The following is a 13310-nucleotide window of genomic DNA, read 5'->3' as shown; positions in this document are numbered from 1 at the left end:
GTCCGTCCGGCACGCAGGCCGGAGCCTCTGCGTTATAGCCGAAGGCCGAGCCCGCCTGTCGTCCGGACCGGGTGCCGCTGCGTTACAGCCGGAGTAACAATCAATGCGAAAGGGAAACGCGTATGTCGTGGTCGAAACTGCCGGGCGCCTGGCGCGCCCTGGTCCTGGCGCTGCCGGTCTGCCTCGCGGCGCCGCAGCCGGTCGGGGCCGAAACGCTGCGGGAACGGATCGCTGCCCGCTTGGCCGAGCGCCAAACCCAGCGCCAGGGCGACGAGCTCGACGGCGATGAGGCCGGCCGCCGCGCCGAGCTGCCGGCCGGCGTGCGGGTGTTGCGCGACATCGCCTACGGCCCCGACCGGCGCCAGCGCTTCGACGTCTACCTGCCGGCCGAAGCCCGCGCGCAGGCCGGCGGTATGCCGGTGATCTTCATGGTGCACGGCGGCGCCTGGGCGATCGGCGGCAAGGCGATGGCCGCGGTGGTGGAGAACAAGGCGGCGCGCTGGGTGCCGGCCGGCATGGCGCTGGTGTCGATCGACTACCGCATGCTGCCCGAGGCCGACCCGGTCGAGCAGGCGCGCGACGTGGCCCGCGCGCTGGCCGCGGCGCAGGCGAGGGCGGCCGAGTGGGGCGGCGATCCGCGCCGCTTCGTGCTGATGGGCCATTCGGCCGGCGCCCACCTGATCGCGCTGGTCGGCAGCGATCCGGCGCTGGCGGCCGGGGCTGGCCCCTGGCTCGGCAGCGTGCTGCTCGACAGCGCGGCGCTCGACGTCGAAGCGATTATGAACATGCGCCACCTCGGCCTCTACGACCGCGCCTTCGGCCAGGATCCGGCCTTCTGGCGCGCGGCCTCGCCCTACCGGGCGCTGGCCCGGCCGGCGCCGCCGGTCCTGGCGGTCTGTTCGAGCCGGCGCGAGGCGGCCTGCCCGCATGCGCGCCGCTACGTCGACAAGGCCACCGGGCTGGGCATGCGCGCCGCCGTGCTGCCGCAGGATCTGACCCACCGCGACATCAATCTGCAACTGGGCCTGCCGGGCGCCTACACGGCGGCGGTGGAGGGCTTCATGGCCTCGCTCGATCCCGCGCTCGCCCGCGCGCTGGCCGTGGCCGCCGCGCCGCACTGAGCGGCGATCTGCCGGCGGCCGATGCCGCCGGCATGCCCGGCGCCGTTCCGCTCTCTATAATGGCCGTGGCCGTGCCGCGCGGTGCCGCCGGCCTTTCCCCACCCAGACCTGGAAACGACCATGAGCGTGTGCTCGACCGAAATCGAATCCGAGGCGATCGAGGCGCTGCTCCCGGCCGCCGGCGGCGGGCCGCGACATGGCCGGCGAGGCTGCCGCCCGGGCCCGCGCGATGAACGCCGACGACGTCGAATTCTCGCTGCTGCCGGACGTGATCACGGAGGTGCAGGAGCACCTGCCGCAGCTCGAGCAGGACCTGCATCGGCTGGTGCAATACCCCGATTCGGCCGAGCTGCTGTCGAGCGCCTTCCGCCACATGCACACCATCAAGGGCGACTTCGGCTACTGCCGCGCCACCCCGATCATGGAATTCGTGCACCAGCTCGAGGGCGTGCTGCAGAGCCTGCGCGACCGCACCTTCCAGTGCTCGGCGCTGGTCGCCGAGGCGCTGCTGCAGAGCATGGACCAGGTGCCGACCATGATGATGACGCTGGCGCGCACCCGCCAGTTCGACGAGACCCCGCGCGGCGGCCAGCTGCGGCTGATCCAGCTGTTGGCGCAGGCCGGCAACCAGGCCGAGGCCGACCAGGCGGCGCGCCACGTGCTGTTGGCGGCCCACGGCGAGGGGCTCGGCGCCTTCGAACTCGAACCGCCGCCGGAGCCGCCGCCGGCGGCCGCCAGCGTGGCGCGCGCGCTGGCGCTGGGCGAACGGCTGGCCGCGGCGCTGGCCGAGCGGCGGCCGGACTGGCACGACCGGGTGGCGCAGCAGCGCGCGCTGGTGCTGGCGCTGAACCGGCACTACCCGCGGTCGACCGATCACGACGTATTGTCGATCGCGGTGTGCTGGCACGACGTCGGCCTGCTGGCGCTGCCCGACGAGCTGCTGCTGGATTTCCCCCAGCCCGGCTCGGCCGGCTGGCCGGCCTATGCCGCCCACCCGGAACGCGCGGCGGCCTGGCTGCTGGCGGTGGCGCCCGACTGCACCGAGGCGGCCCGCATCGTCCGCCAGCATCACCTGGGCGTGAACGGCAAGGGCATCGCCGCGCCCGACCATCCGCTGCCGCCGCACCAGGGCGCACTGATGCTGGCCTGCGCCGACCTGTTCCACGAGCGGGTGGCGGGCCTCACGGGCGAGGACTACCGGCGCGGCGTGCTGCGCACGCTGTTCGACATCGGCGGCGGCCTCGACACCCGCTTCGACGCCATGCTGATCAACGCTTTCGACGCGATCGCGCGCGATCTGGCGGCCTCGGCCGGCTGATCGGTCGCCTGGCGGGCCGCCCCTGTTTTGCTGCGCTGCACAACTGTCGCTAGTGACAGGGATTTATCCCCAATTGACATTGGAATAAAATATCAAATCCAATCGATCAAGCAGTTGAATCGACGGGATTTTCAAAATACAGACGGATCGAATGCGGACGATCCGCAGCCGGCCGACGGGGCAAAGAACCCGCGGCCTCGACGGTGAGCAGGCCGACTGGCCTGTCCGAGGAGGAAGAATGCAGAACTGGCAGTACGACCAGGTTCTGGCGATGACCGACGCCAAGGACCCGGACAAGATCTTCGAGCAAGTGGTCGAATTCTCGCGTTCGCTGGGTTTCGACTACTGCGCTTTCGGCCTGCGCGTGCCCAATTCGATGACGCAGCCGCGCATGGTGCTGCTCAACAACTATCCCGAACACTGGAAGAAGCGCTACCTCGAGCGCAACTACCTGGCGGTCGACCCGAGCGTGCGGCACTGCACCCGTTCGGTCCAGCCGGTGGTGTGGTCCGAGGCGCTGTTCTCCAGCACGCCGGCGCTGTGGGACGAGGCGCGCGAGCACGGCCTGCGCCACGGCTGGGCGCAGTCGATGCGCGATTTCACCGGCGCGCTCAGCATGTTCACGCTGGCGCGCAGCGACGGCGACCTCGGCCGGGCCGAGCTGGCGCGCAAGACGCCCGAGATGAGCTGGCTGGCGCAGGTGGCGCACACGGTGCTCAGCGCGCCGCTGAAGGAGAAGCTGGCGCCCGACAACGGCGCCAAGCTCACCTTCCGCGAAGTCGAGATCCTGCGCTGGACCGCCGACGGCAAGACCTCGGCCGACATCGCCGACATCCTCGGCCTGACCGAGCGCACGGTGAATTTCCATATCAACAACGTGGTGGCCAAGCTCGGCGCGGCGAATCGCACCGCGGCGGTGGTGCGGGCGCTGACGCTGGGGCTGCTGCTGTAGGAGCCGGGCCGAGTTCGACGATCGTTCGTGCGGAATCCGCAGAGCGGCACCCGGCAAAGCCGGGTGCTTACGTGTCGTGCGTGCTCGACCAAGGCTCCTACCCTGATCCAATCCCCCTCCCCCCGCCCTCGCCGCCGCGAGGGGGCCTCGCTGGCGCTCGTTCGTGACTGTTCAGCCGTCGCTGGTTTGCTCAAGCCGGTGCCGTACCTTTTTCGGTCGTGCCCGCGCCCGCGCCGCCAGGCGCTTCATGGCAAACTCGCTACCCCAGCGAGGAGATGCCCATGCCCAATCCCGAGGCCCCGCGCCCATCCCATTCCGGCGGCAAGCGGCCCGGCGGCAAGCGCCCCGGCGGCCGCAAGTTCGTGCGCGCCGTGCTGCCCGAGCGCTTTCGCGCGCGCGTCGCGGCGGTGTCCTGGCGCGACCTGGCGCTGACCGCCGGCCCCTTCGTGCTGCTGTTCGCCGTGCTGGCTGCGGTGGCGATCTGGTTCCTCAACCCGGCGCCGCCCAATACGCTCACCATCAGCAGCGGTCCCGAGGGCAGCGCCTTCCACAAGCAGGCCGAGCGCTATCGCCAGATCCTGGCGCGCGAGGGCATCCGTCTGGTGGTGCTGGAGTCGGAAGGCTCGCTGGAGAACCTGAGCCGGCTCAGGGATCCGGCTGCCAAGGTCGATGTCGGCTTCGTGCTCGACGGCGTCTCGGCCGAACCGGCCGACGGCAGCCTGGTCTCGCTCGGCAGCGTGTCGCACCAGCCGGTGTTCATGTTCTACCGCGGCACCGAGCCGATCACCCGGCTGGCGCAGCTGGCCGGCAAGCGCGTCTCGATCGGCCGCATCGGCAGCGGCGCGCGGGTGCTGGCGCTGGCGCTGTTCAAGGCCAACGGCATCGAGCCGGGCCACGACACGCAGCTGCGCGGACTGGAGGCCGACGACGCGGTGCAGGAACTGCTCGACGGCGAGATCGATGCGGTGTTCCTGATGGGCGATTCGGCCAAGCCGGAGACCATCCGCCGGCTGCTGTTCGCGCCCGGCATCCATATGATCGACCTGGCCCAGGCCGAGGCCTATACCCGCAAGCTGCCTTCGCTCAACCGCCTGCGGCTGCCGATGGGCAGCATCGACCTGGCGCAGAACATCCCGCAGGCTGATACCACGCTGATCGCGCCGAACGTCGAGCTGGTGGCGCGCGAGAGCCTGCACCCGGCGCTGTCGGACCTGCTGATCGAGGCGGCGCGCGAGGTGCACGGCCGCCGCAACGTACTGCAGGAGGCCGGCGAATTCCCGGTCGCGCGCGCCGGCGACTTCCCGCTCAGCGACGACGCGGCGCGCTACTACAAGTACGGCAAGGGTTTCTTCTATCGCACGCTGCCGTTCTGGATGGCCAGCCTGTTCGACCGCATCGTGATCGTGCTGCTGCCGATCGCGGTGCTGCTGATCCCGGCGCTGCGGGTGCTGCCCTGGCTGTACCGCTGGCGCATCCATTCGCGCATCTACCCGTGGTACGGCGCGCTGATCTCGCTCGAACGCGGCCTGCTCGAAGGCCCGGCGCCGGCCGACGCCGAACGGCTGCGCGAGCGGCTGGAGGAGATCGAACTGGCGGTCAACCGGCTCGACGTGCCGCTGGCCTTCGTCGACCAGCTCTACGTGCTGCGCGAGCACATCGCCTTCGTGCGCAGGCGGCTGGACGGGCTCGGAAGCGAGGTCGACGCGGTGACCGAATGAGGGCGGCATGCCGGACGGCGGCCGCCGTGAAGCATCAGCGGGAGGTAGGCCGGCCCGACAGCGCCGCGGATCGAGGTCGCTGTCGGGTATGAAACCCGACCTACGGCGGTATGTCCCGGCTCGACTTAAGGGCATTGATCCCCTGCCGGGCGCTTCTCCCGTGCATGGAAGAGGGCTATTGGCATCAGGCATCTTTTGCCAAGTGATAAGCCCTTTCGTACTGGGACGTTGAAAGGGCAGGAATCCCTTCCAGGCGCGGCGTTCAATCCTCATGCGGCGCCGCGGCGGCGATTTGAACCGGGCGCGCCGCCAGCTTGGGCCGGGTCGCGGCCCACGATTCGGGCGGCCCGGCCAGCGCGAGATGGGCCTGGCCGTAGGCGAGGGTGGTCGCGGCGGCTTCGGGGTCGTCGGCCATCAGGGCGGCCGGCGGCAGCACGGCATCGGGGCCGTCGAGCGGGCCGCAGGCGCCGAGCGTGACGACGCCGGCGGCCAGGAACAGGAAGTGGATTCTTTTCATGGCGGGCTCCCGGGGGCGGCCGGCAACGCTGCCGGCCGCGGGGCCGCTCGCGGCGGGTGCCCGGTGGCGCCGCCCGCCGCGTCGCGGCCGGTGACGCTAGTTGGCGGCGCGGTACTGCTCGCGCAGGCTGCGCACCTGGTCGTGATTGCGCAGCACGCCGTCGTACTGCTGCTGCACGATGGCGCGCACCGGCTCCGGCAGCGGCTGTTCGAGCGCCTTGCGGTAGCGCGCCTTGGCGACGTCCTCGCCGCGCTCGCATTCCTCGAGCATGGCGACGTCGTCCTGGCCGGTCACCGCGCCGCGCACGTTCACCCAGCCGCGATGCAGCGCGCCGGACAGCGTGCCGTCCTCGTCGGGCTTGCCGCCGTACTGGGTGATCAGCTGGCCCAGCGCGCTGGCCGCGCTGTGGCACTCGGTGGCGCGCTGCGAGAACAGCGTCTTGAGCTGGGTGGCTTCGACGTAGCGCGCGCAGTTCTCGAAGCCGAGTTCGCCGTCGCGGCTGGTTTCGAGCAGGGTGTTGAGGGTGTCGACGATTTCGGAGTCGTTCATCATGGCGTTTCCTTCCTCGTGAAGAGAGTGGGTCTGGACCCGAGCTCAGCAGGTTTCGGGCCAGCCGGCCTGGCATGCGCCGTGCGTACCTTGATCCCGGGCCCCGCGGCCCCGCTCGTTTCCCCCTCCGGCGAGCGTCGAAACGGCCCCATGCATGGGGCCGTTTCCTTTTGTCCCGATCGTTTCTGCGGCGTCGTGCCGCGCCCGTCGGGCGGGTGCCGGCCCGGCGGTGGGTTCGATGGCCGGCGCAGTCAGGCCGAAGCCCGGCCTGCGGCTGTAGCGGTCGATTTGCTTGATACGAGTCCGCTGAGTGCGCCCGGTCGGCGAGGATGGAAAAACCGGGCTGGTCGCCGCGGCCAGTTGCGTAAGAAATCTCACCGGGGCGGGAAACTTTTACACGCCGGTGCGAAGCAGCGGACCGGGCCGCGGCCGGTCCGACGGTTTCAGTCGCGCGCCTGGCGTTGCGCCGCCTGTTCGGCCAGCCGCTGCGCCTCGGCCACCTGCCGTTCCAGCACCGGCACGGCACGGCGCGCCTGGCGGCGCAGGACTGGGTTCACGCCGCTGTCGGCCTGCTGCAGATGGCGGTCGAGCTCGGTGCGCTGCGAATCGAGCGCGATGGCCTCGAGGTAGGCGCGGTCGAAGTCGCCGTCCTGCAAGCCGCGCAGCGAGGCCAGCTGCGGCCTGGGCAGCGCGCGGCGCGGCAGCGTCATGCCTTCCTGCCGCGCCAGCTGGCGCAGGCGGCGGACGCGCTCGGCGCTGGCCGTTTCGATCTGCCGTGCCAGCGCCCGCAGCGCCGGATCCTGCGTGCGTTGCCGCGCCAGCCGGCTGGCTTCGGCCTCGGCTTCGCCGCGCTCGATGGCGCGCAGCACGAATTCCTCGTCGTTGGGTTGCAGCCGCAGGCCGCCGGCCTGGAGCGGAGCGGCCGCCAGCGCGAGGGCGAGCAGGGCGGGGAAGACGCGGACGAGGGCGGAGGTGGGCATGGCGCGGTTTCCCGGCTGATGGGGCTGGTGGAGTGGCCTCGCGACAGGAGCAAGCGGCATTCCTGCGCCGAACGGGCCTGAATCCTGCAGGGTTGCGGGAGTCAAAGCCTTGCGGCATCCCCGCTCCCCGATGGAGGACATCATGCAGAAGATGAGCAAGACCCATATTCCGACCAGTTTCGGCGTATTCAAGCCGGTGGGCCACCTGGTGCTGGCATTCCGTGCCGCCGACACGCGCGACCAGGTCATGCACGTGCTGGCCGGCCAGGGTTTCGGCGACGAGGACCTGACCGCGTTCGAAGCCGATGAATGGCTCGACACGATGGATCGGGCCGAAGCCAACCGCGGCCTGATGGCGACCTTCGGTTCCGAGCTGGACCAGGTGGAAATGCATGCGCGGCTGGCGCGCGACGGCCACGTCTTCCTGGTGGTGTTCGCCCCGGCCGAGGCGCAGACCGAGGCGGTGGCCGAGGTGGCCGAACGCTACGGTGCGGTGCTGGTGCAGAAGTACGGCCGGCTGCTGATCGAGAACAAGGTGCTGCGCACCGACGACAGCCGCGTCGCGCCCGAGCATTTCTTCGGCGTCAGCAGCCATGCGCTGCGCGACGACGAGGTCAATAACGAGAAATCGCGCGAGAACGATGGGCGGCGCTGAGACTGATGGGGTGTGAGGTGTGAGGTGTGAGGTGTGAGGTGTGAGGTGTGAGGTGTGAGGTGTGAGGTGTGAGGTGTGAGGTGTGAGGCGTGAGGCGTGAGGCGTGAGGCGTAACCCCATCCCCACCCCGGCCCTCCCCTTGAAGGGAGGGGGTCGGTCGGCGACGACTGAACGATCGCTGATCGTCCCGGCCGATGCGCCCCGCTCCTCCCCTTCAAGGGGAGGTTGGGAGGGGATGGGGTTACGCCTTCCACTCACCCCTCACCCGCCGCTCGTCGCCTTCCGCATCAATCACTGGCATGGCAGCGAATTTTATGTAGAATGCTGCTCAGGCAGTGATTTGAACCGGGAGATTCCGTTGGCCGCATCCTTCTACCATGTCGACACCTACTCGTCGGGCGAGAGCCTCGGGTTTCTGCTCAACCAGGTCCAGGTGCGGCTGCACGACACGCTCAACACCGAGCTGGCGCCGACCGGCATCAGCTTTCCGCAGTGGAAGGCGCTGATGCTGGTCTATCACGGCCGGGCCGAGACCGCCGCCGACCTGAGCCGCTGCAACCTGACCGACACCGGCTCGACCACCCGGATGGTCGATCGGCTCGAGGAAAAGGGCTTCCTGCGCCGGGTGCGCAGCGAGGCGGACCGCCGGCTGGTGAAGCTCGAGCTGACCGATGCCGGCCGCGCGCTGATGCCGGCCATGATCGCGGCGGTGGTCAAGGTGCTCAACACCTTCCTCGACGGCTTCAGCGCCGAGGAATTCGCCCAGCTCAAGGACATGCTGCACCGGATGATCGCCAACACGCCGACCACGCCGCAGCAACCGCCGGCCGATTGAGCCGGCGCCGCGCGCCCGCTAGACGGGAACCCGAGGTTCCCGATTATTTTATCTATATTGCTGTCTAGGCAGTTAGTGCTAGGGCAGTAACAGTATAAGCAGTGTGGTTAATACAGGAGCCCGCACCATGCGCCACCGACCTCTCAAACTGATCCTGCCGCTCGTGGCGGCCGCCGTGCTGAGCGCCTGCGCCAGCATGGGCGACAGCCGGACCACGGGGAAACCGATCGACGCCGCGGCGCTGGCCGGCGGTGCCACGCTGGGCCAGGCGCCGGCCGCCGCCTGGCCGATGCCGCGCTGGTGGCAGGCGCTCGGCGATCCGGCGCTCGACGCCCTGGTCGACGAGGCGATGGCCGGCTCGCCGGGCCTCGCCGCCGCGCAGGCCCGCATCGCCCGCGCGCAGGCGTTGGCCGGCCTGAGCGAGGCCAATGGCGGCCCGCAGCTCGGCCTGAGCGCCGACGTATCGCGCCAGCGCTTCAGCGAGAACTACATGCAGCCGGCGCCGCTGGCCGGCAGCGTGCGCGACAGCGGCCGGCTGGCGCTGGACGGCAGTTGGGAGCTCGACTTCTTCGGCAAGCACCGCGCCGAGCTCGACGCCGCGCTGAGCCGCGGCCGCGCCGCCGGCTTCGAGGCCGAGGCGGTGCGGCTGGCGCTGGCGACCGGCCTGGCCCGCGCCTGGGTGCAGCTCGACCGCGAATACGCCGGCCAGGACCTGCTGACCGCCACGCTGCGCCAGCGCGAGCGGGTGGCCGAGCTGAGCGCCCGCCGGGTCAAGGCCGGGCTCGACGCGCAGAGCGACGCCAAGGTCGCCACCGCCGGCGTCGCCACCATGCGGCAGGAGATCGAGGCGAGCCGCGAGCGCATCGCGCTGCTGCGCAACCAGATCGCCGCGCTGACCGGCGCCGGTCCCGCCCGCGGCGAGGCGCTGGCGCGGCCCCGGATGGCGCCGGCCGGCGCGGTCGGCGTGCCGGCCAGCCTGCCGGCCGAGCTGGTGGCGCGGCGGCCCGACATCGCCGCCCAGCAGGCGCGGATCGAGGCCTCGCTGCGCGACATCGACGCCGCCCGCACGCTGTTCTATCCCAACGTCAACCTGGTCGGCTTCGTCGGCCTGCAGTCGCTCGGCATGGGCAATCTGTTCGACGGCGGCAGCCGCATCGCCGGCATCGGTCCGGCGCTGCGCCTGCCGATCTTCGACGGCGGCCGGCTGCGCGCCAACCTCAAGGTGAGCCAGGCCGACTTCGACGCCGCCGCGGCGCAATACAACGGCCTGGTGGTCGACGCCTTCCGCGAGGTGGCCGACGCGGTCGCCGCCAGCCAGGGCGTGGCCCGCCAGCGCGCCGAGCAGCAGCGCGCCGAAGCCGACCTGCGCGAGGCCTACGGCATCGCCGAGGCGCGCTACGGCCAGGGCCTGGGCAACCAGCTGGCGGTGCTGGCGGTGGAAGACCGCCTGCTGGCCCAGCAGCGCAGCGGCGTCGAGCTGGCCGCGCGCGAGCGGCTGGCCTGGGTCGACCTCAACCGCGCGCTGGGCGGCGGCTTCACGGCCCGATCCGACCGCACCCGTTCCGACATCCAAGACAAGACGGCGGCGCGCTGAGCGGCGCCGGGCAACCCACAGGGAGCACCAACATGACCACCCCCACCCAGACCCAAGCCCCGGCCGCCGAGAACGGCCGCCGCAAACCGCTGCTGCTGGCGCTGGCCGGCGCCTTCGGCCTCGCCGCCGTCGCCTACGGCGTCTACTGGTATTCGCACGGCCGCTACTACGTCGAGACCGACAACGCCTACGTCGCCGGCAACGTGGTGCAGGTGACGCCGCAGACTGCCGGCACCATCGTCGCCATCGCCGCCGACGACACCGATTTCGTCGAGGCCGGCCAGCCGCTGGTGGTGCTCGACGCCGCCGACGCCCAGCTGGCGCTGGAGACCGCCGAGGTCCAGCTCGGCCAGACGGTGCGCGAGACGCGCACGCTGTACGCCAACGACGGCACCCTGCGCGCCACCGTGACGCTGCGCGAGGCCGACCTGGCCCGCGCGAAGCAAGACTTGCAGCGGCGCCAGGCGCTGGCCGGCACCGGCGCGGTGGCGGGCGAGGAGATCCAGCATGCGCGCGACGCGCTCAAGGCCGCCGAGGCCGGCGTTCAGGCCGCACGCGAGCAACTGGCCGCCAACCAGGCGCTGATCGCCCGCACCACGCCCAAGAGCCACCCCAACGTGCAGCGTGCCGCGCTCAAGGTGAAGGAGGCGCAACTGGCGCTGTCGCGCACCACGGTGCCGGCGCCGGTGTCGGGCTTCGTCGCCCGCCGCGCGGCCCAGCCGGGCCAGCGCGTCGGCGTCGGTGCGCCCTTGATGGCGGTGGTGCCGCTCGACCAGCTGTGGGTCGACGCCAACTTCAAGGAAAGCCAGCTGCGCGACATGCGCATGGGCCAGCCGGTGACGCTGCGCGCCGACGTCTACGGCGACGAGGTGGTCTACCACGGCAAGGTGGCCGGCTTCGCCGCCGGCACCGGCGCGGCCTTCTCGCTGCTGCCGGCGCAGAACGCCACCGGCAACTGGATCAAGGTGGTGCAGCGCCTGCCGGTGCGCATCGCGCTCGACGCCAAGGAGATCGCCGAGCATCCGCTGCGGGTCGGCCTGTCGATGCGGGCCGAGGTGGAGACCCACGACAAGAGCGGCCCGCAGCTGGCCAGCGTGCGCCGCACCGCGCCGGTGGCCGAGACGCGGGTGTTCGACGGGCTGATCAAGACCGCCGCGGGCAAGGCGGCGGCGGTGCTGAATGCGGAGGCGGGGCAGTAGTTCGACGTGCTGCGTTTGGCCAATTGCGTCTGAAAGAGCCCTCATTGCCCATGCGCGGCTCATAGGCCGATGCGGAGTGGTGTGATAGCCCCTCTCCCGCGCGCGGGAGAGGGGTTGGGGGGTGAGGGTTGGTTCTACGAAGAACAGCCCTCATCCGGCCCTGCGGGCCACCTTCTCCCGCGCGGCGGGAGAAGGGAAAGCCTGCCGCCGCGGCATCTGGCCACGTTCATCACGGTCTTCGCATACCGCATCACCGTCACTCAAAAAGCCCCACACCGGAGCCCGCCATGAGCAGCCCGCAACCCCTCCCGCCCCTCAAGGGCAGCCAGCTCGTCTGGGCCACCATCGCCCTGTCGCTGGCCACCTTCATGAACGTGCTCGACACCACCATCGCCAACGTGTCGATCCCGTCGATCGCCGGCGACGTCGGCGTCAGCCCCTCGCAGGGCACCTGGGTCATCACCTCGTTCGCGGTGGCCAATGCCATCTCGGTGCCGCTGACCGGCTGGCTCACCCAGCGCTTCGGCCAGGTCAAGCTGTTCGTCACCTCGATCCTCTTGTTCGTGTTGTCCTCGCTGCTGTGCGGCATGGCCACCAGCCTCGAAATGCTGATCGCCTTCCGCGTCATGCAGGGCGCGGTGGCCGGGCCGATGATCCCGCTATCGCAGGCGCTCTTGCTGGCGAGCTACCCCAAGGCCAAGTCCGGCCTGGCGCTGGCGATGTGGGCGATGACCACCATGGTGGCGCCGGTGCTCGGTCCCATCCTCGGCGGCTGGTTGTCGGACAACCTGTCCTGGCCGTGGATCTTCTACATCAACATCCCGACCGGCCTGTTCGCCGCCTGGCTGACCTGGACGCTGCTGCGCCATCGCGAGTCGCCGACGCGCCGGCTGCCGATCGACAAGGTCGGCCTAGGCCTCTTGGTGGTGTGGGTCGGCGCCTTGCAGATCATGCTCGACAAGGGCAAGGAACTGGACTGGTTCGCTTCGGGCGAGATCGTGCTGCTGGGCGTGGTGGCGCTGGTCGCCTTCGCCTTCTTCCTGGTATGGGAGCTGACCGAGAAGCACCCGATCGTCGATCTCAAGCTGTTCTCGCGCGCCAACTTCAGCGTCGGCGTGACCGCGCTGTCGCTGGGCTACGGCCTGTTCTTCGCCAACGTGGTGCTGATGCCGCTGTGGCTGCAGCAGTACATGGGCTACACCGCCACCTGGGCCGGCCTGGTCACCGCGCCGATCGGGGTGCTGGCGCTGCTGATGTCGCCGGTGATCGGCAAGAACATCCACCGGCTCGACGTGCGCTGGGTGGCGAGCTTCTCGTTCGCGGTATTCGCCGCGGTCTGCTTCCTGCGCGCCGGCTTCAGCACCGACAGCGACATGGGCCAGATCGTGTTCCCGCAGCTCTTGCAGGGCGCCGCGATGGCCACCTTCTTCGTGCCGCTGACCGCGCTGACGCTGTCGGGCCTGACCCCCGACCGCATCCCGGCCGCCTCGGGCCTGGCCAACTTCGTGCGCATCACCTTCGGCGCCTTCGGTGCCTCGGTGGCCACCACGGTGTGGGAAAACCGCGCGGCGCATCATCATGCGCGGCTGACCGAGCATGTGACGGCGTTCGATCCGGCGGCGCAGCAGGCATTAGGTAATCTGGCCGGCGCCGGGTTGAATCCGCAGCAGGCGCTGGGGGCGCTGGACCGGACCATCACGGTGCAGTCGTTCACGCTGGCGGCCGATGATTTCTTCTGGATTTCGGGCGGCTTGTTCGTGTTGCTGATCGGGTTGCTGTGGCTGACCAAGCCGAACAAGGCGCCGGGTGGGGCTGCGGCGGATGCGGGCGGGGCGCATTGATCGGTCAACACCTCAAGCCCGGCATGCGATA

The 13310-nt window shown here is 70.6% G+C and carries 12 protein-coding genes; 9 read left to right on the top strand and 3 right to left on the bottom strand.

Annotated elements, in window-relative coordinates; translation table 11 throughout:
• The first annotated feature begins 122 nt into the window (after positions 1-122).
• The 4 genes from H9L41_RS17685 to H9L41_RS17670 all read left to right on the top strand — a co-directional run bounded on the left by H9L41_RS17685 (position 123) and on the right by H9L41_RS17670 (position 5109).
• On the top strand, positions 123-1121 hold the full coding sequence (locus H9L41_RS17685) for an alpha/beta hydrolase (RefSeq protein ID WP_051318810.1): 999 nt from the start codon (positions 123-125) through the stop codon (positions 1119-1121).
• Between the two features lie 196 nt (positions 1122-1317).
• The gene (locus tag H9L41_RS17680; protein WP_028445279.1) at positions 1318-2439 is read left to right on the top strand and encodes an Hpt domain-containing protein; all 1122 of its coding nucleotides are present in this window, start codon (positions 1318-1320) and stop codon (positions 2437-2439) included.
• Positions 2440-2677: 238 nt separating this feature from the next.
• Positions 2678-3391: a LuxR family transcriptional regulator gene (locus H9L41_RS17675; protein ID WP_028445278.1), complete on the top strand. Its 714-nt coding sequence runs from the start codon at positions 2678-2680 to the stop codon at positions 3389-3391.
• Between the two features lie 281 nt (positions 3392-3672).
• Entirely contained in the window at positions 3673-5109 is a 1437-nt protein-coding gene (locus H9L41_RS17670) for a TAXI family TRAP transporter solute-binding subunit (protein ID WP_084299950.1), read from the top strand.
• Between the two features lie 262 nt (positions 5110-5371).
• On the opposite strand, the gene H9L41_RS17665 is transcribed toward H9L41_RS17670, so the two are convergent.
• The 3 genes from H9L41_RS17665 to H9L41_RS17655 all read right to left on the bottom strand — a co-directional run bounded on the left by H9L41_RS17665 (position 5372) and on the right by H9L41_RS17655 (position 7155).
• Positions 5372-5626 (bottom strand): hypothetical protein, encoded by a 255-nt coding sequence (locus H9L41_RS17665; protein ID WP_028445276.1) that lies wholly within the window; start codon positions 5624-5626, stop codon positions 5372-5374.
• A 96-nt stretch (positions 5627-5722) separates the two neighbouring features.
• The gene (locus H9L41_RS17660; RefSeq protein WP_028445275.1) at positions 5723-6175 is read right to left on the bottom strand and encodes a PA2169 family four-helix-bundle protein; all 453 of its coding nucleotides are present in this window, start codon (positions 6173-6175) and stop codon (positions 5723-5725) included.
• Between the two features lie 443 nt (positions 6176-6618).
• Entirely contained in the window at positions 6619-7155 is a 537-nt protein-coding gene (locus H9L41_RS17655; RefSeq protein WP_028445274.1) for a DUF4142 domain-containing protein, read from the bottom strand.
• 142 nt (positions 7156-7297) lie between these two features.
• Between H9L41_RS17655 and H9L41_RS17650 the strand changes: the two genes are divergently transcribed.
• From H9L41_RS17650 to H9L41_RS17630, 5 genes are all read left to right on the top strand, one after another.
• Positions 7298-7810, top strand: coding sequence for a hypothetical protein (locus H9L41_RS17650; protein ID WP_034606349.1), 513 nt, complete (start codon positions 7298-7300; stop codon positions 7808-7810).
• 358 nt (positions 7811-8168) lie between these two features.
• Positions 8169-8645 carry a MarR family winged helix-turn-helix transcriptional regulator gene (locus H9L41_RS17645; protein WP_028445272.1) on the top strand — a complete coding sequence of 159 codons (477 nt, stop codon included), beginning with the start codon at positions 8169-8171 and terminating at the stop codon, positions 8643-8645.
• A gap of 127 nt (positions 8646-8772) precedes the next feature.
• Positions 8773-10239 (top strand): efflux transporter outer membrane subunit, encoded by a 1467-nt coding sequence (locus tag H9L41_RS17640; protein WP_028445271.1) that lies wholly within the window; start codon positions 8773-8775, stop codon positions 10237-10239.
• Between the two features lie 32 nt (positions 10240-10271).
• Entirely contained in the window at positions 10272-11438 is a 1167-nt protein-coding gene (locus tag H9L41_RS17635) for an HlyD family secretion protein (RefSeq protein ID WP_051318809.1), read from the top strand.
• Positions 11439-11725: 287 nt separating this feature from the next.
• Positions 11726-13279 carry a DHA2 family efflux MFS transporter permease subunit gene (locus H9L41_RS17630; RefSeq protein ID WP_028445270.1) on the top strand — a complete coding sequence of 518 codons (1554 nt, stop codon included), beginning with the start codon at positions 11726-11728 and terminating at the stop codon, positions 13277-13279.
• Positions 13280-13310: the final 31 nt, after the last annotated feature.

The sequence above is a fragment of the Chitinimonas koreensis genome, assembly GCF_014353015.1.
Taxonomy (GTDB): domain Bacteria; phylum Pseudomonadota; class Gammaproteobacteria; order Burkholderiales; family Chitinimonadaceae; genus Chitinimonas; species Chitinimonas koreensis.
This window is presented reverse-complemented; position numbering and strand designations above follow the sequence as displayed.